This window comes from Plantactinospora sp. B24E8 (assembly GCF_039871735.1).
In the GTDB taxonomy this organism is placed as follows: Bacteria; Actinomycetota; Actinomycetes; order Mycobacteriales; family Micromonosporaceae; genus Plantactinospora.
The window spans coordinates 16,021-42,968 of record NZ_JBDPMH010000039.1; the positions used below are offsets into that span (position 1 = coordinate 16,021).

At 68.9% G+C, this 26,948-nt stretch carries 21 protein-coding genes; 13 read left to right on the forward strand and 8 right to left on the reverse strand.

Going from position 1 to position 26,948, the window contains the following annotated elements; translation table 11 throughout:
- Positions 1 to 293 precede the first annotated feature (293 nt).
- Positions 294 to 1,577 (forward strand): HEPN/Toprim-associated domain-containing protein, encoded by a 1,284-nt coding sequence (locus ABGB21_RS32200; RefSeq protein ID WP_347681020.1) that lies wholly within the window; start codon positions 294 to 296, stop codon positions 1,575 to 1,577.
- A 203-nt stretch (positions 1,578 to 1,780) separates the two neighbouring features.
- On the opposite strand, the gene ABGB21_RS32205 is transcribed toward ABGB21_RS32200, so the two are convergent.
- From ABGB21_RS32205 to ABGB21_RS32215, 3 genes are all read right to left on the reverse strand, one after another.
- Complete coding sequence (locus tag ABGB21_RS32205) at positions 1,781 to 2,221, reverse strand: hypothetical protein (protein ID WP_347681022.1); 441 nt, start codon at positions 2,219 to 2,221, stop codon at positions 1,781 to 1,783.
- Between the two features lie 309 nt (positions 2,222 to 2,530).
- Positions 2,531 to 2,878: a DUF6244 family protein gene (locus ABGB21_RS32210; RefSeq protein WP_347681024.1), complete on the reverse strand. Its 348-nt coding sequence runs from the start codon at positions 2,876 to 2,878 to the stop codon at positions 2,531 to 2,533.
- Between the two features lie 150 nt (positions 2,879 to 3,028).
- Entirely contained in the window at positions 3,029 to 3,295 is a 267-nt protein-coding gene (locus tag ABGB21_RS32215; protein WP_347681026.1) for a winged helix-turn-helix domain-containing protein, read from the reverse strand.
- Positions 3,296 to 3,663: 368 nt separating this feature from the next.
- Between ABGB21_RS32215 and ABGB21_RS32220 the strand changes: the two genes are divergently transcribed.
- The 3 genes from ABGB21_RS32220 to ABGB21_RS32230 are packed head-to-tail and all read left to right on the forward strand — an operon-like array spanning position 3,664 to position 6,373.
- Positions 3,664 to 3,945 carry a DivIVA domain-containing protein gene (locus tag ABGB21_RS32220; RefSeq protein ID WP_347681057.1) on the forward strand — a complete coding sequence of 94 codons (282 nt, stop codon included), beginning with the start codon at positions 3,664 to 3,666 and terminating at the stop codon, positions 3,943 to 3,945.
- Positions 3,945 to 4,199 (forward strand): hypothetical protein, encoded by a 255-nt coding sequence (locus ABGB21_RS32225; protein ID WP_347681028.1) that lies wholly within the window; start codon positions 3,945 to 3,947, stop codon positions 4,197 to 4,199. The genes ABGB21_RS32220 and ABGB21_RS32225 overlap by 1 nt, the downstream gene beginning before the upstream one ends.
- Entirely contained in the window at positions 4,196 to 6,373 is a 2,178-nt protein-coding gene (locus ABGB21_RS32230; protein WP_347681030.1) for a hypothetical protein, read from the forward strand. The genes ABGB21_RS32225 and ABGB21_RS32230 overlap by 4 nt, the downstream gene beginning before the upstream one ends.
- Before the next feature lie 58 nt (positions 6,374 to 6,431).
- On the opposite strand, the gene ABGB21_RS32235 is transcribed toward ABGB21_RS32230, so the two are convergent.
- Positions 6,432 to 7,121: a GDSL-type esterase/lipase family protein gene (locus tag ABGB21_RS32235; RefSeq protein ID WP_347681032.1), complete on the reverse strand. Its 690-nt coding sequence runs from the start codon at positions 7,119 to 7,121 to the stop codon at positions 6,432 to 6,434.
- A gap of 454 nt (positions 7,122 to 7,575) precedes the next feature.
- Positions 7,576 to 7,968 carry a hypothetical protein gene (locus tag ABGB21_RS32240; RefSeq protein ID WP_347658331.1) on the reverse strand — a complete coding sequence of 131 codons (393 nt, stop codon included), beginning with the start codon at positions 7,966 to 7,968 and terminating at the stop codon, positions 7,576 to 7,578.
- A gap of 182 nt (positions 7,969 to 8,150) precedes the next feature.
- Here ABGB21_RS32240 and ABGB21_RS32245 point away from each other — a divergent pair, with 182 nt between their 5' ends.
- Positions 8,151 to 9,107: an SEC-C domain-containing protein gene (locus tag ABGB21_RS32245; protein WP_347658332.1), complete on the forward strand. Its 957-nt coding sequence runs from the start codon at positions 8,151 to 8,153 to the stop codon at positions 9,105 to 9,107.
- Positions 9,108 to 9,139: 32 nt separating this feature from the next.
- Here ABGB21_RS32245 and ABGB21_RS32250 read toward each other — a convergent pair whose 3' ends face one another.
- Both ABGB21_RS32250 and ABGB21_RS32255 read right to left on the reverse strand, forming a co-directional pair.
- A complete protein-coding gene (locus ABGB21_RS32250; protein WP_347658333.1) occupies positions 9,140 to 10,018 on the reverse strand; it encodes a hypothetical protein in 879 nt (292 codons plus the stop codon).
- A gap of 389 nt (positions 10,019 to 10,407) precedes the next feature.
- Entirely contained in the window at positions 10,408 to 11,163 is a 756-nt protein-coding gene (locus tag ABGB21_RS32255; protein WP_347658334.1) for a PHB depolymerase family esterase, read from the reverse strand.
- A 349-nt stretch (positions 11,164 to 11,512) separates the two neighbouring features.
- Here ABGB21_RS32255 and ABGB21_RS32260 point away from each other — a divergent pair, with 349 nt between their 5' ends.
- From ABGB21_RS32260 to ABGB21_RS32280, 5 genes are read left to right on the forward strand one after another with little or no spacing between them, the layout of a single operon-like run.
- Complete coding sequence (locus ABGB21_RS32260; protein WP_347658335.1) at positions 11,513 to 11,923, forward strand: hypothetical protein; 411 nt, start codon at positions 11,513 to 11,515, stop codon at positions 11,921 to 11,923.
- Positions 11,920 to 12,102, forward strand: a complete 183-nt coding sequence (locus ABGB21_RS32265; protein ID WP_347658336.1) for a hypothetical protein — start codon at positions 11,920 to 11,922, stop codon at positions 12,100 to 12,102. The genes ABGB21_RS32260 and ABGB21_RS32265 overlap by 4 nt, the downstream gene beginning before the upstream one ends.
- The gene (locus ABGB21_RS32270) at positions 12,099 to 12,578 is read left to right on the forward strand and encodes a hypothetical protein (RefSeq protein ID WP_347658337.1); all 480 of its coding nucleotides are present in this window, start codon (positions 12,099 to 12,101) and stop codon (positions 12,576 to 12,578) included. Before ABGB21_RS32265 ends, ABGB21_RS32270 begins: the two co-directional genes overlap by 4 nt.
- Positions 12,579 to 12,586: 8 nt before the next feature.
- Positions 12,587 to 12,970 (forward strand): YbaB/EbfC family nucleoid-associated protein, encoded by a 384-nt coding sequence (locus ABGB21_RS32275; RefSeq protein ID WP_347658016.1) that lies wholly within the window; start codon positions 12,587 to 12,589, stop codon positions 12,968 to 12,970.
- A complete protein-coding gene (locus ABGB21_RS32280; protein WP_347658014.1) occupies positions 12,963 to 13,529 on the forward strand; it encodes a hypothetical protein in 567 nt (188 codons plus the stop codon). The genes ABGB21_RS32275 and ABGB21_RS32280 overlap by 8 nt, the downstream gene beginning before the upstream one ends.
- Positions 13,530 to 13,673: 144 nt before the next feature.
- Here the strand turns inward: ABGB21_RS32280 and ABGB21_RS32285 are convergent, their stop codons facing one another.
- On the reverse strand, positions 13,674 to 14,324 hold the full coding sequence (locus ABGB21_RS32285) for a hypothetical protein (protein WP_347681033.1): 651 nt from the start codon (positions 14,322 to 14,324) through the stop codon (positions 13,674 to 13,676).
- Between the two features lie 413 nt (positions 14,325 to 14,737).
- Between ABGB21_RS32285 and ABGB21_RS32290 the strand changes: the two genes are divergently transcribed.
- The 3 genes from ABGB21_RS32290 (at position 14,738) to ABGB21_RS32300 (ending at position 26,930) form a co-directional block, all read left to right on the forward strand.
- Entirely contained in the window at positions 14,738 to 18,100 is a 3,363-nt protein-coding gene (locus tag ABGB21_RS32290; protein ID WP_347681035.1) for a helicase-related protein, read from the forward strand.
- A complete protein-coding gene (locus tag ABGB21_RS32295; RefSeq protein ID WP_347681037.1) occupies positions 18,063 to 20,204 on the forward strand; it encodes a hypothetical protein in 2,142 nt (713 codons plus the stop codon). Before ABGB21_RS32290 ends, ABGB21_RS32295 begins: the two co-directional genes overlap by 38 nt.
- A 174-nt stretch (positions 20,205 to 20,378) precedes the next feature.
- Entirely contained in the window at positions 20,379 to 26,930 is a 6,552-nt protein-coding gene (locus ABGB21_RS32300) for a DEAD/DEAH box helicase (RefSeq protein WP_347681039.1), read from the forward strand.
- Positions 26,931 to 26,948 lie beyond the last annotated feature (18 nt).

The window sequence follows — 26,948 nt, forward strand, 5'->3', positions numbered from 1 at the left end:
CCATGAGACCGAACGGGCCGCTCGCGCTACGAGTCCGCCGCTCGCGGTTACGTGCAGCGACAGCTGCGCAGCGCCTGTCGCTCGTCATCGGCATCTTCTGATCCCAATTGTGCATTACGCTTGACCCGAGACAGCAGGGCGAATTCGTTCGATATGAGTGAGGGTGCAATTGACGCTTCTCTGCCGACTTAACCGTTTCTTGGGGGTATGTCAGCTACGTCCGCTCATCGCCTCATAAGTGCGACGGATTGTAGGGCTTGCGGGGTACGATATCCGTTCGGGATCATGGCTGGATGGCGAGCTATGCAAGCATCTTCTTGAACGAGAAGGAAATATTTTCGTATCGGAACGAGATCCACCCTGAGGTCAACTACTTCTTTTCGCCGAGCGACGTTATGACAATCACGGGGGAGGAGGCGATTAAATTTGCTAATGGGTACTTTCGGTTGGAAGAGTATGAGAAGGACGAGTTAGAGGGTCTAGAAGTGGTGGCCTACCAAGCGTCAGCTGCAGTGGTGCGTGAGCGCCTTACCGTCTTGGGCTATAGCATGCGAGTGGTAGAAGACGTCTTCGGGGAGGCTCGCCAAATTTCGATCGAATCGTCAACGAAAGCCATTGAAGGACTTTCAGTAATAGAATCTGACCCTGACCACCAGGAATATCTGCAGCAGTTGCGGCAGACTCTAAAATACTACCAGGAGCTGACGTTTTCACGATGGCTCGAGGATGTAAAATTGCATCTTCTGGATAAGATGCGACAAGGAGCGCCGGACGAACGGGATCTGGGCGCGCTTTACCTATTCGAGAGCGTAGATCAGCGCGTTATCATGCGTCTCCTGTCTGAGCTTGCCGAACCCGGTGATGTATTCACCTTAGATTTGACTGAGCTTGCGGAGGAGGGCTGGCTTGACGACGAGAAGCCGGCGATTACGGGACCGGACATTGATGGTAAACCAAATGCGGGACCACCAATCATAATTACAGAGGGTCGCTTTGATACCAGAGTACTTCAAGAATCGTTAAAACTGTTAAAGCCCCACCTTGTGGGCTATGTCCGGTTCCTCGACTATGACGTTGGCAATGAGGGAGGCGCGGCGGCGGCAGTAAGAATGGTGAAGAGCTTCGCGGCGGCCGGCATCTCTAATCCCGTTCTCGCGTTGTTTGATAACGATAGCGCTGCGCGTGAGGCGGTGCTTGGATTCAGTGCTAGCAATCTCCCGCGTCATTTCCGGGTAATGCACTACCCTGATCTGGAACTTGCCAATATCTACCCTACGCTTGGCCCTCAGGGTAACGTCGATATGAACGTCAATGGCCTTGCGGGGTCTATTGAGTTATATTTGGGCAGGGATGTGCTTACCCGTAAGGACGGCTCCCTTTTGCCTGTGCAATGGAAGGGGTATATGGGCAGAATCAAGGCGTATCAGGGTGAGATTCTTGACAAGAGCGCGGTGCAGAAGGCCTTTGAGCGGAAGATGGCCGTTGCCAGTGGGAACCCGAAAGCCATAGAATGGCAGGATTGGTCTGGGATTCAATCCATTATTGATGCTTTGATAGATGCCCTGGGTGGTTCTTGATCCACTGTAGCGGGGCTGTGTGTAGCGCGACAATGTTCTCGCTCCGGCCACAGCGTGCGCTGAACTTCTCGGTAGTGGCCCCCAAGCGCTACCGATGGTGCCTTGCTGTCGGCGCGCGACCTCGCCGGCCCAGGTCAAGGGCGTGAGGTAACGGTAATGGCGTCTTCGAGCCGGCAAGGCGTGAACCGCTGCAACAGTAGAAGTCAGGCGGCTTCGATAGCTGCTTCCGCCCGGTCAAGGTAGTTCCACCACTCCTCGTCATCTCGGCGGCAGGAGGATAGAAGGTTGGCGGCGGACACGAATGCCAGGATGAACACGTTCTCCGATGGCACCGATGGCGCGAACGGTTGACCGCTTACCAGCTTGAGCAGGAACTCGGAAGTCTCCTCTGCCGTGGGCTGGGCCCATGCCTCGGCCCGAGCGATTTCTTCGGCGACGCTGCGGGTCTCAGCCTCGCTTGGCTTACCCTGATGGATGTCGTGCAGGACGTACACCGTCACGGCTAGGGCGAGTTCGACGCCCTGCTGCGTCGTCTGGTCATCCGGGAATGCCTTCAGCGCTGCATCGAGTTTCGCGAAGTCCCGCTTGACGGCTGCGTCCAGCGCGTCCCGCACCAAGGGTTCGACCCGGCTACTGATCTTCATTCTTCTTCTTCCGCTCTTCTCGTTTGTCAAGCCATGCTCTGCCAGCGCCGCCGGCCGCCATGGTTGCCAGCACTGATCCAACGATTGCCTTGAGTGCGACAGGCATGAATTCCGAAAGCCCAGCCCAGAAAGCAGCGGCCGTAGCTGCGCTGAAGCTGAGTGCTTCTGGGCTCATCATCTCGCGCGGTCGCGCTCTTCCCTGCTTGCTTGCATCGGCGTCACGTCGAGACCTCGAGGGTGCCGTGGCATTGGGGGCGGGCGCCTGTTTAGTCGGGGGCGACTGGCCTATCTCGCCGCCGTCGCCCCCGTCTAGTTTCCCAGGGCTTGAGTCCTCGTGATGGTCATGTGCACCTGCTCCTTCGTCTTCGCCGGCATCTGTGACACCTGGCCCAGTGTCTGAATCAACTGGTCCAGCTGGGCGACAAGTTGCCCCGAGCTGCCCTCTAGAGCGCCCGCTGCGAGGTGCCGTGCCTCAGACGCAGCCTTCCCTGCGGAACCGATGTGGTGCTCCGCCTCCTCCAGCTTCCGTAACGCCGCCTGCAACTGCGCGATGATCTGTGCCGCGCTCATGTCCTCCCCCATCCAACATTTCGGCGGATCGCCGAACGTGTAGGTCTGCAGCAGCTTACGCAACTTCTCCCGGCGATACATGCCCATGCATAGCTGTGGTGGCATGGACGGGTTGTTCAGAACCCTGCATGCCTTCCATGTGTGCGGCGACAGCCGTCGTCGTTCGCAGATTGTTCATGAGGCGCCCGCGAGATGGTGTGCGCAGGATCAATACGAGGCGGTCGCGAGGGGCAGATGCTAGATCTCGATGACGGGCTCGTCGTCATCCTCGGGGAGCAGCCACTTCTCGCGCGGCTCCACGAAGGTGCCCTTGCCCTGGTGGCGCCGTACGAGGCGTCGGGCTTCGAGGCGTACGAGCACCATCTTGATGGTCGTCGCGCCGACGCTGTAGCGCTGCGTCATCTCTGCGATCGAGGGCAGCTTGTCTCCAGGCTTCAACTTCCCTTCAACGATGGCGGACGCATATGCGTTTGAGATCCGAACGTAGTCCGGCTGTGTGGGCATGGGGCACTCCTTGCATGGCACCCCGATTTGATCACGAAGAGCGAGATCCCGACAAGCTTTCGTTGACATAGGCGCCCACTGCGCCTAGGTTCACTCCCGAGCGCTCCTTGCATGGCACGCGGGGCGTTCACCTCCCGGTCGGGACGGTCGGCTGTACGCGTTGGCCGTCCCGGCCCCTGGTCACGCCCTGCTGTCGTACGGCCGTTGAAGGGCTGCGGTGGTGGGGCGGGGTGGCCCTGGTCCGGAGCACGCCCCTCGGTCGGGCCGGGGCCGCCCATCCATGTCCTGCACGTTGTCGAAGGGTTGGTGAGGTTGTGCGTACTCTGCTCCGCCGGGTGTTCCGGCGGGATCGGGAGCCGTTACAGCGGCTGCTCGGGCCGGAGCCCCGGCCGACGTCGTACCGGTCGGCGGCGTACCGGCCGTTGTGGCCGTCGCAGGTCCGGACGCGCCGGTTCACCCCGGTCCGTTTCGGGCGGCGGGGAGTTGACCCCGGCGAGGTGACGGTTTTCCTCGACCAGGTGGCCGGGGACCTGGCGCGGGCGTACACCGAGGTGGCGAGCCTGCGCGAACAGAATGCCCGGATCAAGGACGCGTTGCGCCGCTGGCAGTCGCGGCACACGCCGAACGCCCACGAGCTGGCGGGGCGCTGATGGCCGAGCGGTACGTCGTACACGTGCCCTTCACCGCGCCGGACCCGGACGCGGCCCGGCAGTTCGGGCGGACGCTGGCCCGGACTCTCGACCGGTTGCCGCAGGTCGACGCGGCCGAGGCGACCGTCTCCGCCGAGGACGCCCAGGGCGTGCAGTCCCGGCTCTTCTGTGACCGGCTGCTCGGCGGCGGCCGGCGCTGTGTGCTCCGCGCCGAGCACGACGTGCCGTGCGCGAGCGTGGAGGTGGTCCGGTGACCGGGACGGTACCGGCCGGGCCGCACGTGGTGTTGTGCCGCTCGTGTGACGGGCTCTCCTTCACCCTGGTGCGCTGCTCCTGCACCTACGGTGGCAACCGGCTGCTGGTCGACGCCGACGACTGGCAGCCGGGGGAGCCCTACCACGACTGTCTCGAATGTGACGGGGTCGGCACCGTCGGCCGGCCCTGTCACGACTGTGGGCAGACCGGGCGGCGCCGCGCCCAGCGTGTCCTCACCATGGTCAATGTTGACACCGGGGCGGTCGCCTCGGCGAGTGTCGTACCCGGGGTGGTGCGACCGGAGCCGTGGCCCGACGACGGCGACAAGAGCTGGTGTCTGCCGCTCGCGCCGCTGCTGCACGAGCTGGCCGCCACCGTCGGCGCCGGCTCGTGGACCGACGTCCGAGAGCCCCACTCGACGGACGGGCCGCTGATCCCGCTGCCGCCCGGCTGGCGACCCGAGCACACCGCATCACACCGGAAGGTGCTGGAAGCGCAGGCGATCGCGTGGCAGAGCAGCGACGCGTGGCGGCTCTACCTTGGTCGTACCGCCGTCCCGCCGCCGCCCGACCCGGCCGCCGACCTCGGCCGACGGTGCCGGCTCGCCGACCTGCTCTGCCTCGACCTGGTGGTGGAGGTCCGGCGGCAACCGTACGGCGCCGGCCTGACCTGGTCGCTCCGCTACGAGCTGCCAGGCGGGCCGGTCCCGGCCGAACCCCGGGGCTACGCCGCCGACCTCGCCACCGCGATCACCACCACCAGCGATCATGACGCCTGCTACGGCCTGGACGAACGCGGCCGGACCGTCGCCGCCCACCAGCTGACCCCCAGCGGACCGCCGCCGGCCGAACCGCCGACCATCGACCTGGACCAGCTCGAACGGCGGATCCTCGCCGACTGCGTCGACCTCACCACCGGTGCCGAGAACCCCGGCGCCCAGGCGATCTGGCGCGACGGCGGCTGGTGGCACACCAGCCTCCGCGACGCCGGCACCCTCGAAACCCTCAGCGAACAGTCGACCGGCCAGATCCTCAGCCGGCACACCACCCTGCTGCGACGCGGCTGGCAGCCGCCGGCCCCGTCGTGGCTCGGCCCACCCATCGAGTACGTCGACTGCCCCGACTGCGACCCGAACAGCCGACTCCAGCACTGCGACTGTCGACTCTTCGGCGACCGCCCCGACCCCGACTGTGTCCGCTGCGCCGGCTCCGGCCGCAGCCCGTCACTGATGCGCTGCTTCACCTGCGGCGGCACCCGGCGCATCCACCGGGACGTGACGGTCACGATCACCGACCTGGCCGGCCGGGTCGTCCACCTGACCTGGTCGGCCGGCGGCCCCGGCTGGCGGACCGGCGTACGCCTCTGGCGCCTCGACAAGGCTGCCGGCCAGGCCCGGCCAGCGGGGGAGGAGCTGTGGCGCTCCGGCGAACAGGTGCCGGCGCCGCACGTGGCGACCCACCCCGGCGGCAAACCCCTGCACCAGCTCCCCGGGCAGTTCCGGCTCGGCGGCTGGGCCGACACCTTCGACATCCGCCCCGAAGACCTGGTCGAACTCGACGGCCGCGGACAGCTCGACCAGGATCTGCGGTACGGCACCGTCACCCTGCACCACCTCGGCGCCGACCCGCTCACCGAGTACGTCACGCACGCCGCCCGGAGCCGGCCCGGTGCCCGGTTGTTCCTGCTGGCCCGCCGACCCGACGTACCGCCGCTGGCCGACGTTGTCCGGCTCGTCCTCGGACTGCGGCTGGGGATCACCGTCACCGTCGCCGACCACGCGCCGAACGCCGGAGACCTCCGACTCGTCCAGGGGGAGAGCTGGGACGTCACCATAGACTGCGCCGGCCGGGAACCCGCCCCGGCCGACCCGCCGGGCCGACCCACCCCGGAGGCCGCGACCGCCTTCTGCCTCGACTACCTCGACCTGGCCATCGCCGGCAACGTCCCCGCCGACCCGGAGCAGTCGATCCCGGTGCCGCAGACCCCGACCCCGATCGAGGTCGACGACCCCGTACCGTTCCTGCGCCGGCTCGCCCGCCACCACGCCGGGCAGCCCGTCGCCGTCCACTACACCGGTACGACCTGCCAGGTGTGGCTCCGCGACCGCGACTGCGTACGCCAACTCGCCACCGCGCCGACCCTCCCCGCCGCCGTCGGCGCCCTCGGGCTCTGACAGTTGACTCAGCTAGGTGGGCACCCAGCCATCGCTCACCAGGCGAGTCGACCCGGCCTTACGACCTTGGGAGCAATTGTGGTGGGTCAGTTGGTTTCATCAGGTCGGCTGGCATGCCGGCCAGCCACCGCAGGAGAACCGGCTCTACCAGGGCGGCGAGGCGGGCATAACCAGCCGCGAACGGATGATAGGCATCACCCGCAGCGATCTCCTGGCTCCAGACCGGGTCCGCTGAGAGCGCCGTGACATCGACGAACGGCACGCTTCGGGTGGTGCACACCTGCGCCATCGCGGCGGCGAGATCGGCAGCCCGTTTGCTTGCCTGCCGGTCCAGCACCGGCGGCGGCCCAACGACAAGCGTGTGCCACCGTGCGGCGTGGGCGTCATCGAGCATCGCGGCAAGCAGCGCGAGCGATCGGCCCGGCGGGACACGAACCTGGCCGAGCTGCATGTCCACGTCGTTGGTCCCCAACGCGAACACGACCCCGAAAGCCTGCCCGTCCTTGAGGCGGACACGGGCTTCAGGAAGCCAACGTTGGGCCACGTCCAGGGATGTGTCCCGGCGAACCCCCATGTTGTAGACGGTCAGATCATGGCCTTGCGCACGGGCGGCAGCGGCCACGTGCCCCACCCAGCCCACACCGGACGGATCGCCAACCCCCGCCGTGAACGAGTCACCGAAGAAGCACACCCGCAGGTCGCACGGCGAGCCCGTCGCGCCGGGCTCCTCCGGTGGCGGCATCATCATGCCCCGAGCATATCTATGCAGTGGGCCGCATGACAATCTGATTCCTTGGCCGCTGACCGCCCAGCCATATGGTGATCACCGTTCAACCCCCACCGCTGTTGATCCAAGGTCGCCATGCGAGTACGTCGAGGATCATCGCTCGGAACTACAGGCGGAAGTCCGCCGTACGCTCCGGCAGCTCGATGGCTCGGTCACCGCGTCTGTTGCCCTCTTGACGGGTATGACCCGTCAAGAACTCGACGAACTCGGCGGATTCGCCGAGCGGTGGTGACCGATCCTCTCCGACGGGTCACGCCCGGGACGAGCCGTCGCCCGGCGTGCCTCATAGGCCAGGGCATGGCCGCTCCACCGAAGACATAGAGGTCAGCGACCACGCCTCGCCTCTGTAGTCGATTGCCGAGCCGCCGGAAGGCTTCCTCGATCGCGGCACGGTCCAACAGCGGATCGTCAGCGCTCACGCGACGTTCAACTCCTGAGCTGCGACAAACACCCCACGTCGTCGGAACGCCGCCGGGGCGTGGACCACCGCGTCGACCCGCGCCGCACGGGTGTTGAACGGGAACCAGAACCGCCGCAGCGAGCGTGTCTCAACCCATGACGGTGCGCCACGCCCGTCCTTTGCCGCCAGGTGCTCTGTCAACGCCGCGAGGAACACATCCCAGTGTTCGTCACCGGTTGGGGCGGGCTCCTCGTCCAGCAGACCACCACGCTTCTCCGGCGGTTCCCAGCGGTACTCCTCGAGGAACTCCGCCACCAACCGCCAGCGTTGCGTCTCGTCGGCTCCGACAAACAGGGCGCCGAGCCGCGCCACCGTCAGCGGCTCGTACCTCGCACCAGGACTCGTCACGCCCCTGACGCTAGTACGCCCGGAGCGGCTTCGCGGCCAACCACACCCGCTCTGCACGCTCTGGCTTCCGGGTCTGGGCTGGTCTGTCCCGGCAAAGCCGAAACCATCGCGTTCCCGCGCCTGACGACCGGACGGACGTGGCGTGCGCTTGCTAGGCGGGCGACAGGGGTAGGTTCGTCGGCGTGGCTCTGCGTGCGATGAATGAGGCCGAGGCGCTTGAGGCCGAGGCGGAGGAATATCCAGACGAGCGTGGCGAGATCCTGCTGGAGGCGGCCAGGGCGTGGCGCGAGGCGGGTCGGCCGGATCGGGCGGACGCCGCGCTGCGGCGGCTGATCGTCGACGGTGGCGAGGACGGCTGTTACGCCCGGCTGCAGCTCGCCGAGGACCGGTTCGCCGAGGACGCTGCCGATGAGGCGTACGCCGAGCTGGACCGGCTGGCCCACGACGCCGCCCTGCACGACGGACACTGCGCCCTGGCCGCCGAGTTGCTCGCCGAGCGTGAGGATCTCGAAGGAGCACTACGGTGGTACGACCGCACGGTCGCCCGGCTGTCCGCCGATGAGCTGGCGAAGCTGGGGGGACCGGACGGCTGGCTGTGGCCGTCGCTGATCACGCTCCGTGGGCGCATGCAGGTCCGGCAACAGCTGGGACTGCCACCGGACGCGACGGACGAAATCGTTGTCGGTGCCAACCGGCAAAGAGACCGTACCCTGGGCCCGCCCGACCCACGGGACAACGTCTTCGACGTAGCCGACGTGAGCGACGCGGTGGCGTCCGGCCGGGTGCCGCGCCAGGTCCGGATGTTGGTCTTCCAGCGCGCGGAGCGGGCCGAGGCATGCCGGCGGTGGCCGGACGCCTACGACGCAACCGACGAGGAGTACTACACGGCGACCGAGCGCCGCTGGCGAGGGCTGGCCGCCCAGGGCGTGCCGTCGATCCGGGTGGTTCCCGCTACCGTGGCGGGGCTCTGCGAGTTCGCGGAGCGGCTCGGAGAGTCACCGCTCGACTCGGCGGTGAAGAGCCGGTACAGCAAAACGATCACCGGGCAGGACGTGATCGCCTGGCCGCCGCCGCGCAACGCCTCCTGCTGGTGCGGATCAGGGACGAAGTACAAGAAGTGTTGCGGCCGGGCATCCTGACCGCCCAAGGAAGCTTGCGCCGAGCGACTCGGCTATGACCTGCGGCGGCGTGCCGCGACCACCGTCACCACGAGCGCCACGGCGATCGTGAGCCCGACCGCGATCGCCAGCGCCCACCACTGCCGCCACCACTCACCACCGCCGATCGGATCCGCGTCAGACAGCCCCGGAAGATCCAGCCGGTACACCTTGTTCAGCCGAGGATCTGTCAGGTAGCCGGTTTTGTCGTCCAGCATGGTCAGGGGACCGACGAACGGCGGATTGGCGATCAGGGTCTCCACGCCGCCGTCCGGATACAGCCGGTACAGCCCGTCGTCGGCCGACAGGTAGACCGCGTTCTTGGTGGCGGCCACGTAGAGGTTGCCCAGCCAGGCGCCGGTAGGGATCGAGGCGCTCTGCGACTCGGAGTAGGACCAGCGGCCGTCACCGTCCCGGACCACCGCGCGCATCCGCGAGCCGGACAGGGCATACAGCAGGGTGCTCGCCACCCACCGGTCCCCGGCAGGGCCGGCCGCCGTGGAGATCGGTGCGTAGGGGAAGGTGAACGCCCCGGCCTCACCCCCCGCCACCAGTCCGACGTCACCACTGCCGATGACGGTGTTGATGAGGCCGTTGGCGTCGACGCGTCGAATCCGGTAGTTCCGCAGGTCGCCGAAGACCAGGGCGCCGTCGCTTTCGACGTCGATGCCGGCGACGTCCCGAAGCCGCGCCTCGACCGCCGGCCCACCGTCGCCGGAGAACCCGGCGCCGTTACCTCCCGCCACCAGGGTGACATCGCCACCCTGCGACAGCGAGAGGATGCGAGCGTTCCCGTTGTCTCCGATATAGACGGTGCCGGCCGCGTCGACATCCACACTGAGCGGGTAGCGCAGGGTGACCCCGGATCCGGGGACGGCAGCGTTCGCCCGCACCGGTGTTTCCGGTGTGTTCGCTTCTGACCGTCCCCGGCCCGCGACCGTACGGATCACGCCGTCCGTGGATATCGCCCTGACGACCCAGTTCTCCGTGTCAGCCACATAAACGACTCCGTCCGGCCCGACCGTAATCCCGCCCGGCCTGTTCAGCGCTGCGGCAACGGCGGGGCCGCCATCACCGGAGTAGCCCGGCTCGCCGGTGCCGGCGTACACCGTCGCCGTGGCGCTGTCAGCCATAGCCGGCTGAGGCGCGCTGACCATTGCCATCGCGACGAGTACCACGGCGAGTCGGTATGCAGTCCGGTTCACGGAACAGTCCTAACACGGACCCGCACGTGGCGTTGCCCCGCGCCTGACGCCTTGTGATCGGGCCGATCGGCGACGGGTCAGCGCTGTCGGGGATGCGCGGCGAAGAACTGCCAGATCAGCTCGGTGGCCATGATCCCGGCGTCGGGCGCCGCGATGCTGCCACTGCGGGCGCCGGGCCAGGCATGCCCCATCTCCGCCACCTCGTAGACCTCGACGTCGCTGCCATCGCCACACCGTGCCCGGCTGAGTGAGATCGACGCGCTGGGCGCGGCCGGCGCCGGCTGCACCGGGCGGCACTTGAGCCGCTTCTGCCAGGCCTGGATTCCGTCCTTGAAATCGTCGGCGTACCCGTCCCGGCCGCCGATGAACGTGATCACCGAGACCGGACTCTTGGGCGCGTAGTCGGCCGCGGCCGCGCGCTCGCCGATGAAGCCGCCGCTGGCCACCCCGATCGCGGCGAACCGTCCGGTGGCCTCCACCGCCGCCCGGAAGCTCAGGTCGCCGCCGTTGGAGATGCCGGTCAGAAAGACCCGGTCCGGGTCGACCCGCCAGGTCGTGACCATGTGCTCGGTCAGCGCCGACAGGAAGCCGACGTCGTCGGCCGTGCCGCAGCAGACCAGTGCGTTGAAGCCGCGGTTGACGCCGTCCGGGTAGGCGACCAGGAAATTCTCCCGGGCGGCCACCTCGTCCAGGCCGATCGCCTGGCTCAGGCCCTGGCCGCTGCCGGGGTACTGGTGCAGGGCTATCACCAGCGGCGTCGGCTGGTCCGCCCGGTAACTCGGCGGTGCGTGTACCCGGTATCTGCGGGTAACGCCGCCATGGTCCAACGTCAACTCGTGCTGCCCCGGCCCCGGGACCGCCGCCGCGGACGGGCTGGCGGACGAGCCGGAGGTTTCCGGCTCACCGCCCCCGCACGCAACGGCTCCCGAAAGCAGAGCCATCGACACGAACCACATTGCCACCCGTCGCATTTCAGCGCCTCTCTGTGGTCGGGCACCCATCGTCGGGTTCGATCTTCAACGGGTCAACCCCTTGCGCGTACGGCACATGCCGCCTGCCTGGCTGCCAACGGCCACTCCCGGATCGCGGCAGGCCCGGCCTGCAGCGGCCCTGCCCGCGGCGACGATCTTTCCGACCAGCCAAGGGTTGAGGCGTGAGACAGGCTGAGAATCGGGAGCCCAGATGATCTATAAATTGACTACTATCGTCGGGTGTGGGATAGCGGGGGAGGGGCCCGAGACGGCGAAGCCAGAGGCATTTGTCACTGATACGGACGTCCTGCGGAAGTATGCGGTCCACCTGGATCAGGTCGCAGAGGAACTCAAGCCGCTACAGGAGCGGTTTTCCATCGGAGGGCCGGCGACGATCCCGATCGACGCATTCAGCAGTCGTACCGGCTGGCTTCACTTGATGGCCGAGGAACTTCGAGCCTTCAGAGATGCCTATGGGGATGCGCAGTCTGGGACGGAGTGGCGACTGCGCCGCATCCGGGACGCGATCAGGGAAGCCGGTCGCCTGCTCGGTGAGGCGGCTGACGAGTACGACAGCAGTGACCGGGGCGCTGCCGGCCGGACCGGGGCGGTCGGCCGATGACTCTCGCAATCCCGGAGGCGGCCTACGTCCTCAGCGGAGTCGCCCGACTGGTCGGCGTCGACGATCCGATCAAGATGCTCAAGGACTTTCAGCAGTTTGTCGACACGGACGAATTCCGGCGTGCCGCAACCGAGGTGTGGGGCACGAGTCCTACCTCCTCGCCAACCTCACCGGCGTGAACGTCCATGCCGAGCAGTTGGTGGACGAGTTTCTCCGTACGGTTGAAAACCGTTGGCAGGGCAGCGCGAGCGAGGCGTACGAACGCTACCTCGGCGAGGTCAGAGCGGCGCTGCACCAGGAGGCCGACAGCCTCCCGATCGTCGGTGCCGCTCTCGTGATGGTGGCGGACGGTATCGAACTCACCTGGCTGGAGATGGTGGGTGCGGTGCTGACCGCCGTCGGCCTGATTCTGAGCGTGGTGAGCCTGGTCGGAGCCGGCAACATCATCGTGTCGTTGCTCGGGTTGATCGGCGGACTCGCCTCCGGAGTCATCACCTACCTGTCGATGGCGAGACCCCGTGTCGCGCTGCTCGCCAAGCATGAGAGCTCGCTCGACGGTGTCGGCCGCAACTCCAACTCACCAGTCGACGCACTGCCCAGCATTGACGGTCGTGCGTGGGGCTGGACCCCGAAGACCGCGGATCCCTACAGCTAGGAGAAGTTGTGCGCGAGGACCTCGCTGCCCGGCTCGACGAGATGGTGAACGCCTTCGAGGAAACCCGGGCTCGCATCCTGGAGGCCGGTGACGCCGTGGCTCGGCTACGGGTGACGCGACAGAGCGACGACCGCCTGGTCGAGGTCACGATCGGCCCCGATCGTGCAGTACTGGATCTCCACATCGCCGACTCGGCGCTCCGCCGGGGTGACGGCCGCGCCATCGCCCAGACGGTCCTCTCACTCATCGCCGAGGCGCAGGCCGAGTTCGGTCGGACCGCCCAGTCGGAGTACCAACGGATCACTGGTCTGACTGTTGATCCTGCTGCTCTGAACGGCCGCGACGGCCCGGCAGCGCTCGGCCGACTGTCCCGTGAGATGTTCGGTGCCTGACGACCAGATCATTCGGAGCGCGCCGAGCATCCCCGACGAGGGGCAACCGTTCGTCCTACGCCGCAGGGCGCTCGTGTGGGTACTGGCCCTGCAGCCGGTCGTGTGGCTGGGCGTCCTGTCGCCGCTGTGCGTCCCGGCCGTGGCCCCGTCTGGGGTGCCATGGACCCTGCTGGTGTTCGTGCTTCCATTCCTGACCGTGGTCCTCTTCGCCATCCTCCGCGTTGTACCGAAGGTGACCGGAGTCTGGCTCGCCGCTGATCCGGGCGGAATCTGGGTGCGGGCACGGAGTCGCACCGGCACGGACGCCTTCGCGATCCGGGTGCCCTGGAGCCATGTCGAGTCCATCTTCGCGATCCAGACCAGTCGTATGGGCCTCTCGGGCGGCCCCTGGACGGTGGTCGTCCGGGTAAAGGACCTTCCCACCACGCTACGCCCACCGGATCAGCAGGAAGCGGATCGCAGCACGTTCGCGGTAAGCACCTGGCTGTCGAACTACTCGGCCCGAAACGCCATCGACGTGCTCGCCCGACTAGCCGCCGGACGCGCCCCGGTCGGTTGAGCTTTCCCGCATCGTGGCATGCCTCCGCCCAAACGGTGGCCGAGACCCGCCGTTGAACGCCATGGTGCATGAAGACGCTGCGCAGTAGCGTGGCGAATTGCCAGGTGGGGTGGTGCGTCGTGCAGGGGCGCTCCGCGTCCGGGTTCAGCGCGCCGGAGCCGCCGTCGGCCACTGGAAGTTGCACACCCGGAAGCCGTACCGGTTCGCCCGCTGGAGGAACGAGGTGTTCGCGTACTGGAAGCGGCGCAGCTCGGCGTTGTACCCGTCCTTGTTGCGGGCCAGCAGGTTGTTGGCCATGTAGCGCCAGTACGTGGTCGCCTCGTGGAAGTCCTGCCACATCTCCCGCACCCGGTTGACGTTCGACCCGCCCGACGGCTGGACCGACACCGTCTGCCAGTCAGCCAGCATCCGCTCACGTGCCGCGGCCACGTCCATCATCCACTCGTAGTTGAGCACGCTGACCGGGCCCGGACGTGCCTCAACGGCCGTCAGGCAGGCTTCGTCCGCCTGCCTGACGTACGCCCGGCGGACGTCCTCCGGATCAGGGGTGGTCTCCTCCGGGGTGGGCCGGGGTCGCGGCCGGGTCGGCTGAGGATCCGGGCGGGTGACAGCCGGCGGAGTGACGACGGCCTGCCTGCTGGGTACGGCGGGCGCGGTCGTCGACCGGTCGGCGATCGGAAGTGCCTGCTTGAGTTCGTCGTCCCAGCCGAGGAACGTGAGCACACTGATGGCGGCGGCAACCGCACCGAGGCCGACGGCGAACTTCTTCCGGGCGTCCGACTCGTCCTCAGCCACGCGGATGCTCCTCACGTCGCCAGGGCCTCGGCCTCCGGTGCGGCAGTACAGACGCATTTATAGACGACTCTCGCAACCAGGCCGGTACCCGTCGAGCCGGGAAACCCTGTCCGACCAGCGTTTTCGGTCCGATGGCCGCACGGCGGCTCCCCGCAGACGACCTCCCGGCAAAGGCTCGGCGAGCGGGTCACCCGCCTGTGGTCAGGCCATCGGTTGGCGGCTTCTACTGAGGCATGGGCCGGGAAGTCCTCAGAACCGTTAGCCGGCGTGGAGCCGCCGTAACGTCCATTCACATTGGGCTGTTCGCCCCAGGTCCGGTGGCATGTGGATAAATAAACTCCGCGACGACCAATAGGTTCCACCCCGGATCCCGTCAGCTGCTATCCGGCGGGACGGCAAGGAGCGCGTGCGCAGTGACTCCCAGCCCTTCAACCCACGATGTCACGTTCGGCTACTTCCCCGACCACGAGCGGACCGATGTCGCGTTCGACCGGGGACGGTTCGAGCGAGCCCTCGTCCTGGACACCCCCGTACGGTTGCTCGCCGACCAGGTGAGCACGTGCCGGGTGCTGTGGCAGCCCGAGGTTGACCTCCCGGAGGGCATCTACTGGTTCCAGGGGGTCGACGACGGCCCGATCATCCTGCAGGTCGCGGTCGGCGCACCACCGGGTGGGGCCATGGTGGAGTCGCCGTACGGCCTCGACGCCGACCACCCGTTGCTCGCCGCCTGGGAATGGGCTGAGGAACTGTGGGGCAGGGCCGAGCAGGTGCCGTCCCCGGCGTTCGCCGTCAACGAGGCCGCGGTCACCTATCCCGGCGGGGTGGACGTGGTGGTGCGCGACCGCAAGTTCCTTCGCGAGCACTGGTCCTACTCCGTGATGGTCGAAGGTCGCCAGCAGGACGTCGTGGAGTCGCGGTTGCGTCCGCGCCCGGAGATCGACGCACCGCCGACGTGGGTGACGCGCGAGCCGACCCCGGCGAGCCGGTTCGGTGCGACCCTGACCCGCGCCAAGCTGCTGGGCAAGTTCGCCAACACGCTCTACTCGTTCCGGGCCACGCGGACGACCTTCCGGCCCTACCAGTTCAAGCCGGTGTTGAAGCTGCTGCAGACCGGCAAGGCGAGGCTGCTCATCGCCGACGAGGTGGGCCTGGGCAAGACCATCGAGGCCGGCCTCATCTGGACCGAACTGGAGGCCCGTGGCGAGGCCGACCGGGTCCTGGTCGTGTGTCCGTCCAGCCTGTTGGGCAAGTGGAAGGAGGAGATGGAGGACCGCTTCGAGTTCGAACTCACGGAACTCGACAACACCAGCCTGAAGTCCTTCCTCACCCGCCACCAGCAGAACCGGCTGCCCAGCCGGCAGGCCTACATCTGCAGCCTCGAACGCCTGCGCACCTGGGACGGGCTGGACGAATTGCGCGCCGTGCCTCCCGAGTTCGACCTGGTGATCGTCGACGAGGCACACGCCATGCGCAACCAGGACACCAAGAGCTACGCCCTGGGTACGGAGCTGGCGGAGTGGGCCGCGAACCTGGTCTTCCTCACCGCGACGCCGATCAACCTCGGCGAGCAGGACCTCCTCAACCTGCTCGAACTGCTCGCGCCCGAGGACTACGGGAGCATGGCGGACCTACAGCTACGGCTGGAGCCGAACCGGGTCATCAACGCCGTCACGGCGCGGCTCGTCGACAAGGGGGTCCGGGGCCGAGAACTGCTCCGCCAGCTCAACGGACTCAAGGACACGTCGTTCGGCGCGGCGCTCATGCGCCGGCCGGACTTCGCGCTGCTGCGTGACCTGCTGGACAGGGACGAGCTGGGCCCCCGCGACATCGTCGACGCCAAGCGTTACCTGGCCACCCTGAACACGCTCTCCACCGTCATCACCCGGACCAAAAAGGTGGAGGTCGACGACCGCAAGGCCACGCGTACCGAGGACCGGCAGGAGGTCACCTGGAACCCCGCCGAGTCGGTCCTCTACCAGGAGTACCTCCGCTGGTGCCGGGACCGGGCCGCCGCGATGAACTCCCCGCTCCACTTCGCGATGCAGATGCCGCTGCGACTGGCCAGCGCGTGCCTGCCGATGGCCCGGTACGCGGTGCTCGACCCGGACGGCTTCGGCGACGTCACCGACGCCGACTCCGACTCGCGCGCCTACCGACTCGACCCGCATCCCGAGCTCGTCAAGGCGGCCGAGGCCCTGCCCGAGCACGTCGACACCAAGCTCGACCTGCTCAGGAGGGTGCTGCGGCGACTGCACCGGCAGGAGCGTCGCGCCCTGCTGTTCACGCACTCCCGCCCGACCCTGGCGTACCTCGCCGACCGGCTCGGTATGGAGTTCAAGGTCGCGGTCATGCACGGCGGGGTCAGCCGCGAGACACGCCGCCAGATCATGGCGGACTTCCGTGCCGGCGGCTACGACTTCGTACTCGCCAACCGCGTCGCCAGCGAGGGTCTCGACTTCGAGTTCTGCTCGGCGGTGATCAACTACGACCTGCCGTGGAACCCGATGGAGGTCGAGCAGCGTATCGGCCGTATCGACCGGATCGGCCAGAAAGAGGAAACCATCCTCGTTGTCAACTTCGTCAACGAGGCCACCATCGACGAGCGCATCCTTGCCCGCCTCCTGGACCGCATCCGGATCTTCGAGTCCTCCATCGGCGCGCTGGAGCCGATCATCTCCGCGTACGCGCCGAAGGTGCTGCAGGCCGGGTTCGACTTCACGCTCACCCCGGAACAGCGCGAACAGAAGCTGCACGAGGCGCTGACCGCGATCGAGGAACAGCGCGCCGGCCTCCGGGACGTCTCCGACGCGTCGAGCGCGCTGCTGGTGAGCAACGACGTCGACGTCACCGGACTCGAGGACGACCTGGTCCGGACGGGCCGCTACATCGGGCAGCGCGAACTCGCGTTGCTGCTCGACGACTGGGCGCGCACCGACGGGGCGACGGGTGTGAGAGTCGCGCCGGACGGGCTCACCCTGGAGTTGCGGGGCAACGCGGCCATGGCCGGCCGCGTTGACGATCTCGCCCGGTCCGCGCAGCGCTCCCGCACCGAGATCCGGTCGATCTCCGCGCAACTACGCCACGAACTACCGGTAACGCTCGTCCTCGAACAGGAGCACGCCCGTACCCACGGCGGCACCCTGCTCACCGCGACAAGCCCGCTCACCATGGCGGCGGCCGCGATCCCCGGACACCGGCAGGCGCGATTCGCGTCGTTGCGGATCTCGGGCGCTCCGGACGAGGTCGCGCCCGGCAGCTACGTTGTTGTCCTCGCCACAGCGGCGACGGCGTCCCCGCGTGGTGACGAGATCTGGGGCGCCGCCGTCACCGCGACCGGGCGAGACGCCGGCGACGGACCGGTGGACGCGCTGCTGGCCGCCCTGGCGGAGGGCAGACTCGTCGACGAGCCGATGCCCAGCATCAGCCGGCTTCCCACGCTCGCCGAGCGCGCGATGGACCGCCTGCACTTGCGGCACATAACGGAGCAGGGACGCCGCGACGGCGAGTTCGAGGCGCTGCAGGAGGCGCGGATCCTCACCGTCAGCGCGCAGCACGAACGCAAGCTCGCGGCCATCCGTAAGCGCATGGAGACCGCACGGTCACGCGGCCGTGGGCCCAGGAGCATCGAGCTGTTCAAGAGCCAGGAACGCCGCGCGAAGGAAAGGTTCATCGCACTGCTGGAGAGCATCCGTACCGCGGGCCAACCCGAGATCCGGCTGGAACCGCTCGCCGCATGCGTTGTCACGATCACTCACGGGACGGAGCATGTTGAATAGGACGCAACTCGACCTCGAAGACGAGAGGACCGCGCAGCGGCGTTACCGCCGGGTGGTCCGTGACAGGGCGAGTCAGCCCGTCACCCATCAGGGACCACGCAACAACTTCTGGACCGGAACCGGGCTACCACAGAACTCCGTCATGCCGTTCGGCGCTCTCGTCGGCCGCGTGGCCCTCCGCCAGCCCCATCCGGACCTGTTCGCCGGAGGTAACGACTTCTACATCGGCGAAACCTACGCCAAACTCGACGGCGTCCACGTCTTCAGCTGGGCCGCCCCCGTCGCCTGCACGTTCTTTCGCGGGTCACGTCACCACGAGTTCTGCGAGGAGGTCGCGGTCATCCGCGCCTTCGAGCACCGAGGCGAGGACATCGTCGCCTTCCACGACGAGCAGGTGGCCGACGACGTGCCGGCACAGCCCTTCCTGAAGCGCGAACTCACCGTGCCCGCCGCGCCGAAGCGTCGGAACACCCTGAGCCCACCGACAGCACCTCGGCTGGCGGCACAGTCACCAGCACGGTCCCCGTCGCGGGAGCCGACGACACCGCAGAAGCCAGCGGAGCAGACTCCGGTCGTCAGCTCCAGACCCCCGGTGGGGCGGCAGCCCGAGGCGCCACCGTTGGTGTTCATGCCGGCTGCCGGCACAGTTCCCACGCCGCCGCCCGCCCAACCCGCGCCTCCGGCCGTACGACCCGAAACGCCCGCCCCGTCCCCGGCCTCCCGGGTCGGGCCGCCCGCCGCGCCGACCACACGCGCGGAGGCACTGCTGCGCGCGCGGCTCGCCGCGCCACGCACAAAGAGTCTCGCCCCCGTGCTCGCCACACTCCAGCCGGACCAGTACAACCTCGTCACCGTGCCGGCGATGGACAGTATGATCATCGAAGGCCAACCCGGTACGGGAAAGACCATCATCGCTTCCCACCGGGCGGCCTACCTCGTCAACGACGAGACACCTCCGGAGAACAGCCTCGACGGCAAGGTTCTGGTCGTGGGGCCGACAAGCGGCTATTCGGAGCACGTACGGCCGGTCGTCGACCGACTCACCGGCGGGTCGGATCGGGTTCTGGTTCTCTCGCTGCCCGAGCTGATGTTGCGCATCCTCGGCATGGGGCATGCCCTCCGGGGCGGAATCTCCCGTTCCTGGCAGGACGTCGACAAGGACCTTGGCCTCTTCGTACGGGCGGCGGTCACCCGGCTGCGGAGCAGCGGCACGAAGGTCAACTGCGACAACGTCTACGACTACCTGCGTCGCAACGGCAGCAGTGAACACCCCCTCACCAGGGACCCGGAATGGATCAGCTATCTGCACAGACTCCGACCGGCCCGGGACGCGCTCGACATGCGGGCACACGCCCCACTGCTCGCCATCATCCAGTGGGAGGTTGGCAAACCACGCGACCTCGTGGGCATCGAACACATCATCGTCGACGAAGCCCAGGACGTGACGTCGCTGGAATGGTTTCTGCTCGGCTCGATGAACGAGGCCCGCGCGTGGACGCTCGTCGGCGACCTGAACCAACGGCGATCCGACCACACGCCGGCGTCCTGGGCACAGGTCCTGCCTCTGCTGGACATCCCCTACGCCGATCCGCCGATCCGCCGGCTGAAGCGGGGCTACCGGTCCACCCGACCGATCCTCGAGTACGCCAACCGGCTTCTTCCCGCCACCGAACGCGCGGTGGTGGCCTTCCAGGAGGAGGGTCCTGAACCAACCGTCGAGAAGTGCCGGGCGTCGGACCTTCCCGACGTGGTGCTCAACCACGTCGGTCGGCTGCAGGCCGCCCATCCACAGGGCACGCTCGCCGTCATCACCGCTGACCCGAAAGCGGTGGAGGCCATGCTGCGACAGGCGGGCTGGGCAACGGTCAAGAGCGGCTCCTACACCTGGCGGCACTCGGGCCGGGAGGTGACGGTGGCCCGCCCGGACACCGCCCGCGGATTGGAGTTTGATGCGGTCGTGGTCGTCGAGCCCGCCGACTTCCCACAGAACCTCGGCCGGCACGGACCGCTCTACACGGCACTCACCCGGCCGAACCGCGAGCTGGCCGTTGTGCACGCCAAGCCCCTGCCTGACCCGCTACGGAAGTGGTCGGGCCACCGGTGACCATCGCGGAGGTTCGTATGCCGCCGACAGCTTCCGGCGCGGCGTTTGGTCCGTCGTTTTCGACGTGTGTGCGTACTCGGACTGACCTGTCGCCGTTTGTCCGGCTACCGTGGACAAATTCACGACAGATTGATCATGGCTTAGTCCGAGTAGCATGCCTGCGGTGAGTTGCTCATGAGGCCGACGATCGCCGCCGACACCCTTCGCCGTACGCTCACCCAGTACCTGACCACCACGTTCGGGCTGACCGACGAACCGGTACGACGCGGCCTGGAAGCCTTTCTCACGCACCCCGAACAGGGCATCTTCCGGGGGCCGTACCTGCGGATCCGTACCCCGTTCCGGCCCGCGCCCGGCGCCTGGCGCTCCACACTCGACTGGGCGCCGGCCGGCTTCAACCCCTGGCTGCACCAGGCGAAGGCGTTCGCCCGACTCTCCACCCTGGACAGAGCGGCCGAACCGACGCTGATCACCACCGGCACCGGCTCCGGCAAGACCGAGGCGTTCCTGATCCCGATCCTCGACCACTGCCGGCGGGCCCGCCTGCGGCACGGGCCGGGCATCAAGGCGATCCTGCTCTACCCGATGAACGCGCTCGCCACCGACCAGACCGGTCGGCTCAACGCACTGCTCGCCGACAATGCCGAACTGCAGCAGGTCACCGCCGGTCTCTACATCGGCGACGTGGCCGAGGTCGAGTATCCCCGGGTGTTGACCAAACGATCGGAAATGCGGCGGAATCCGCCCGACATCCTGATCACCAACTACAAGATGCTCGACCTGCTGCTGCAACGCGCCGACGACCTGCCGCTCTGGGAGAACGCCGCCCCGGCGTACGTCGTCCTCGACGAGTTCCACACCTACGACGGCGCCCAGGGCACCGACGTCGCGATCCTGCTCCGCCGCCTCGCGATCGCCCTCGGGCTCGCCACCCCGCAGCGACCGCTCGGGCCGATCTGCCCGGTCGCCACCTCCGCCACCCTCGGCGAGGGCTCCGGACGGGACAGCAGCACCGCCATCCGCGAGGTCGCCGAACAGGTGTTCGGGGTGCCGTTCCCACCCGACTCGCTGATCGGCGAGGACCGCTACGAACCCGCCGAGTTCATCCCCGACCCCGACTTCGGCCTGCCCCTGCCCGCTCCGGAAACCCTCGCCGCGGTCGACGACCCCGACCCGGCCACGGCGAACGCCCGGCTCGCCACCCTCCTGCTCGGCCGGCCCCCGACCGACCGGAACGCGACCGACCGGAACGCGACCGACCGGAACGCGACCGACCGGAACGCGACCGACCCGGCCCGGCTCGGCGCGCTGCTGCGCCGGCACCCGCTGACCAAGGCGGTCCTCGACGCACTCGGTCCGGCACCCCGGACCTTCGACGAGGTCATCGAGGTCCTGCCCCGCAAGAACGCCACCGGCTGGGGCAGCGCGATGAAAACCCGGCCCGAGATCACCGCCCGGGCCCTGGCCCGGTTCGTCGGCCTGCTCGCCTCGGCCGAGAACCCGGACCTCCCCGGCCGACCGCTGCTCAACATCGAAACCCACCTCTGGGCCCGGTCCGTCTCCCGGCTGCTGCGCGGCGTCGGCCCCGAGGTCACCTTCGGCTGGTACGGCGAGCCGGAGCGGGCCGCCGACCCGTTCGCCCCCGAGGCCGACCGGGTGGTCGCGGACGTGAACCACCCACTGCTGCCCGCCGTCTACTGCCGGCACTGCGGGCGCTCCGGCTGGGCGGCACTCTCCCCGGAGAAGGACCCGCAGGAGCTGGAGACCGACCCGGACCGGATCTACCGGGCGTCGGTCGGCCGGGACAAGCGCCGGGTCCGGACCTTCGTCGCCGCCACCGCCGACGAGATCCAGCACCGCGACCGGGGCCTGCTCGTTCTCGAGTACGGCCACCGGGTCCGCCCGTTCGACCCGCACAAGGACCGGGGCGGCCGACTCGGCGACGAGTCCGTGGTCGTCCTCGGCGACCTTTCCAGCCTCGACGCCGCCGACAAGGACCGCTGCCCCTCCTGCGAACTCGACCACGGCATCCGCTACCTCGGCGCCGGCCTGGCCACCCTCGCCTCCGTCGCCATCACCCACCTCTTCACCGGCGGTGAACTCGACGCCGCCGAACGCAAGACCCTGCTCTTCAACGACTCGGTGCAGGATGCCGCCCACCGGGCCGGTTTTGTCGCCAACCGGTCGTACGCGTTCTCGCTGCGTACCCTGCTCGCCCGGCAACTCCGCCCCGGGGTGCCGGTCGGGCTGGACGAACTGATCGTCAAGATGATCGGCGAAGCCGTCAAGCCGGAGATCCTCTCCACCGTCGTCCCGCCCGACCTGCACGACCAGCCCGGCGTCGACAGCCTGCTCGCCGGCGAGGGCCCCGGCGACCGGAAGACCTGGACCCTGGTCGGCGAACGGCTCGCCTTCGCCGCCATCCTGGAGACCGGGCTGCGTACCCGGCAGGGCCGGACCCTGGAGTTGACCCGTACCGTCGCGGTCGAGGTCGGGCTCGACGACCCGGACCGGGCGGCGGCGCTCTGCCGGGACGTACACCTGACCGGGCCCGGCCCCGGCGGCGGCCCGCTACCCGACGACGCCCGCTACCTCGCCTACCTGCGCGGCCTGCTCGAACGGCTCCGCACCCGGGGCGCGATCTACCACGAATGGCTGGCGCCCTACCTGCGGCGCGGCGGCACCCGCTGGCAGATCTGGGGCGGCCGCCCGGAGGGGATGCCGGCCTTCCCGCACGGGCTCTCCGGGCCGGCGTTCCTGCTGGCCAACCCGAAGTCACGGTCCGAGTTCGACACCATCGGCGCCAAAGGCAACTGGTACCAGGACTGGACCGGCCGCTGCCTCGGCCTCGACCCGCCCGCCGCCGCCGGCTACCTCGACCGGCTGCTGCCGGCGCTGGCCACCGCCGGCATCGTCGCGGCCCGCGACACCGAGGACGGCAACCGGGTGTACGGGCTGCTCCCCGGCCACCTGCGGGTGACCCGACTCGACGACAACGCCGCGATCATCGCCGGAGTCGGCTGCGACACCTGCCACTGGCAGCAGACCGAACACCCGGACCGGGTCGCCGACTGGACCGGCCAGCCCTGCCGGCAGTACCGCTGCGGCGGCCGGCTGCGGCCGGTCCGCGACGAGGCCGCCGCCGACGACTACTACCGGCGGCTCTACCTCGACAGTCCGGTCTTCCGGGTGGTCACCGGCGAGCACACCGGCATGCTCACCCGCCCCCAACGGGAGATTGTCGAACAGCGGTTCCGGACCGGCGAGCGGTACACCGACCCGAACGTGCTCTCCTGCACCCCCACCCTGGAGATGGGGATCGACATCGGCGACCTCTCGGCGGTGGTGCTCGCCTCCCTGCCGACCGGTCCGGCGAACTACGTGCAACGGGCCGGCCGGGCCGGCCGCCGCAGCGGCAACGCCCTGGTGCTCACCCTGGTCGGCCGCACCGAACGGGACCGCTACTACCTGACCGACCCGACGAACATGATCGCCGGGCAGATCGTGCCGCCCGGCTGCTTCCTCTCCGCCGTCGAGATCCTGCGCCGGCAGTACCTCGCACACCTGATCGACCTCGCCGCCCGGGGACGGCTGCCCGGGATCCGGCCGCTGCCCCGCCGCGCCCACCTGCTCTTCGGCCCCGGCGGATGGCTCGCCGCCCTCGCCGACGCCGGCCAGCGCGACGCGGTACGACTCGTCGGCGACTTCCTCACCCTCTTCGGCGACAAGGTCTCCGCCCCCGCCGCCGACCAGCTCCGCCAGTTCGCCGACACCGGCCTGGTCGACCGGGTCAAACGGGCCGACGCCGACTGGGAGGCCCGCCGCGACGACCTGCGACGCCGGCTCGCCGGAATCGAGACCGTCGCCGCCACCCTGATCAGCGGCGACCCCGACCACGCCCGCGAACTGCGGATGCTGAAGTCGGAGGCCCGCGAGGTCCGCAAACTCCTGCACCGGCTCGCCGGCGCCGCCGCCCACGCCACCCTGGTCGAGCTGGGACTGCTGCCCAACTACGCGCTGATCGACCACCGCACACTGCTCGACGCCACCCTCACCTGGGAGGAGAAGCTGCCGGACGGCAGCCGACGCTTCCACACCGAACTGCGCGAGTACGACCGCCCGGCCCGGCCGGCACTTGTCGAACTCGCCCCCGGCAACGTCTACTACGTCCGGGGCTACCAGCACGAGATCTCCGGACTCGACCTCGGACCGGTGAACCGGCCGGCGTACGAGCGGTGGCGGATCTGCGCCCGGTGCGGCTACGCCCGTACCCACCTGGCCCAGGAGGACACCCGGCCCTGCCCCCGCTGCGCCGACACCGGGCTCGCCGACCAGAGCCGGGTCTTCACCGTGCTCCGCCCGACCCGGGTCCTCAGCCGGGACCGCCGCGACGACGCACGGATCCGCGACGACAGCGACGACCGGCAACGCCGGTTCTACGTCACCCCGGCCACCGTCGACGTCGACCCCGACCGGATCGAATCCGCCTGGCGGCACACCGCCGAGACCTTCGGCGTCGACTACACCCGGGACGCGGCCGTCCGGCACTACAACCTCGGGGTGCAACGCTACGACCGGGCCACCGAGTACTTCGCCGGCCAGGAGGTACGGCTCAACCCGTTCCACACCTGCGACTCCTGCGGCGGGACGACGATCGACGGGCAGCCCACGCCGAGCCAGGAGGTCGCCGCCTACCTGTCGGGATCGGTGGTGAGCCGGGACGCCGAACACCACCGGCCCTGGTGCCCGCACCGCCGGTCACCCGGCACCGCCGTCCACGTACCGCTCATCCTCGCCCACGAGCTGCGTACCGAGGCGCTACGGATCCTCGTCCCGGCGGTCACCGCCCTGGTACGCGAGCGGCTGGTCTCGTTCGCCGCCGCCGTCCGGCTCGGCATCGCCGCCGAGTACGGTGGCGACCCGGCACACATCCAGGTCGTCGAGGCCACCATGCCGGACCGGGCCAGCGGCGCGACCCGCAACCACGTCGTCGTGTACGACACCCAGCCGCAGGGCACCGGCTATCTGCACCGGCTCGCCGACCCGGAACAGTTCCGGCAGATCCTCCGACACGCCCGACAGATCATCGGCAACTGCGTCTGCCAGCACGAGGGCCGGTCGGCCTGCCACCGCTGCCTGCTGCGGTACGCCCGGAACCACGAGTTCGCCCTGATGAGCCGGGAGGAGGCGCTCGGCATGTTGAGCCGGCTCCTCGACACCTGGGCGGTCGACTCCGGCATCCGTACCGACGACATCTCGCTGATCGCCCAGGTGGAGAGCGAACTCGAGGCCCGGTTCCTCAACAAGCTGCTGGCCTGGGCCGGCGAGCCCGGCTCGGGCGTACGCGTCGAGAAGCGGACCGACCACGACGGCGCGCGGCTGCGCGACTTCTGGATCACCGCACCGGACGGCGGCGGCGTCGTCCACTGGCAGATGAAGCTGCAGAACACCATCCGGGGCACCCGGCCGGACGTGCACTTCCGGCGCCTCGACACACCGGCGCCGGAGATCGCGGTCTACCTCGACGGCTTCAAGTACCACGCGTCGGCCGAGTACAACCGGCTCGCCGACGACGCGGAGAAACGCAACCGGCTGCGCGCCCACGACTTCTACGTCTTCGCCCTCACCTGGGACGACGTCGACGGCTGGCGGACCGGCGGCGAAGGCGGGAACGGCGGGAACGGCGGGAACGGCGGGAACGGCGGGAACGGCTGGGCACCGTACCAGGGGCTGGCGAAGCAGCGGGCCCGCGACCACCACCGGAAGCTGCTGCCGGAAGCCGACCCCGGCGACCTGGAACGGTACGTCTGGACCAACCCCGTCGAACTGCTGCTGCGGTTCCTCGCCGAACCGGACCCGGAGCTGTGGCGGCGGCGTACCGAGGCGGCGCTCGCCGGACTGCTGGTCCAGGCCACCGGGAAGCCGACCCGGTCCGACTCCAGCGGCATCGGGGAGCGGATCCTCGCCTCGCTGCACGGCTCGCCGCTGCCGCCGCCCGTGCCGGGACGGATCAGCCTGGTCCGGGCGGTGGACACCGACGGCTGTCCGGTCACCCTGGTCCTCGACGGGCGGGACGCCGAGCCGACCTGGTCGGCGCTGGTCGTCGTCGACGACCGACCGGAGACGGTCGGCGCCCCGACCGGGGACGGGCAGCAGCGGCACCGCCACCGGTGGGCGGCGTGGCTGCGCTGGGCGAACCTCGTCCAGTTCCTCGCCCCCGGCGGCGGCGACGGGGCACAGCTGGCGCTCTCCACACTGGACGGGTTCGACCCGGCGTCGATGGCGGTCTGCGAGGGCACCGGTCTGCGGCTGACCCAGCGGCCGATGCCGGTCGACCCGGAGACGGCCAACTGGCTCGGCCTCGCCCCGGAGCCGACACCGCCGGCCGGGGAAGCCCTCGACGTCGACCTGCCGTGGCAGGAGGTCCTCCGGTACATCAACCGGGAGGAGTCGGCGTTGGAGACGCTGGTGCAGTCCCTCGTCCGGCGGGGCCTGCCGGCGCCGGTCGTCGGCTACGAGCTCGGTGACCAGGGCTGGCCGGCCGAGCTTGCCTGGCCCGAGCGGCGGATCGCGGTGGTGCTGTCCGGCGCCCCTGACGATCCCGAGATCGCCGACCGCGATGACGCGTACGTCAACGCCGGCTGGTCGGTCCGGACAGCCCGGGAGTGGTCCGCGGACGAGTTGGTCCGCCGGTTCGCGCAGTCGAGTGGGGGAGAGGGTCAGTGATCGCCAAGGCCGCGACGT

Coding starts and splice junctions, on each gene's coding strand:
- ABGB21_RS32200 (WP_347681020.1), top strand. CDS start 294: ATGGCGAGCTATGCAAGCATCTTCTTGAACGAGAAGGAAATATTTTCG.
- ABGB21_RS32205 (WP_347681022.1), bottom strand. CDS start 2,221: ATGAAGATCAGTAGCCGGGTCGAACCCTTGGTGCGGGACGCGCTGGAC.
- ABGB21_RS32210 (WP_347681024.1), bottom strand. CDS start 2,878: ATGGGCATGTATCGCCGGGAGAAGTTGCGTAAGCTGCTGCAGACCTAC.
- ABGB21_RS32215 (WP_347681026.1), bottom strand. CDS start 3,295: ATGCCCACACAGCCGGACTACGTTCGGATCTCAAACGCATATGCGTCC.
- ABGB21_RS32225 (WP_347681028.1), top strand. CDS start 3,945: ATGGCCGAGCGGTACGTCGTACACGTGCCCTTCACCGCGCCGGACCCG.
- ABGB21_RS32235 (WP_347681032.1), bottom strand. CDS start 7,121: ATGATGATGCCGCCACCGGAGGAGCCCGGCGCGACGGGCTCGCCGTGC.
- ABGB21_RS32260 (WP_347658335.1), top strand. CDS start 11,513: ATGATCTATAAATTGACTACTATCGTCGGGTGTGGGATAGCGGGGGAG.
- ABGB21_RS32265 (WP_347658336.1), top strand. CDS start 11,920: ATGACTCTCGCAATCCCGGAGGCGGCCTACGTCCTCAGCGGAGTCGCC.
- ABGB21_RS32300 (WP_347681039.1), top strand. CDS start 20,379: ATGAGGCCGACGATCGCCGCCGACACCCTTCGCCGTACGCTCACCCAG.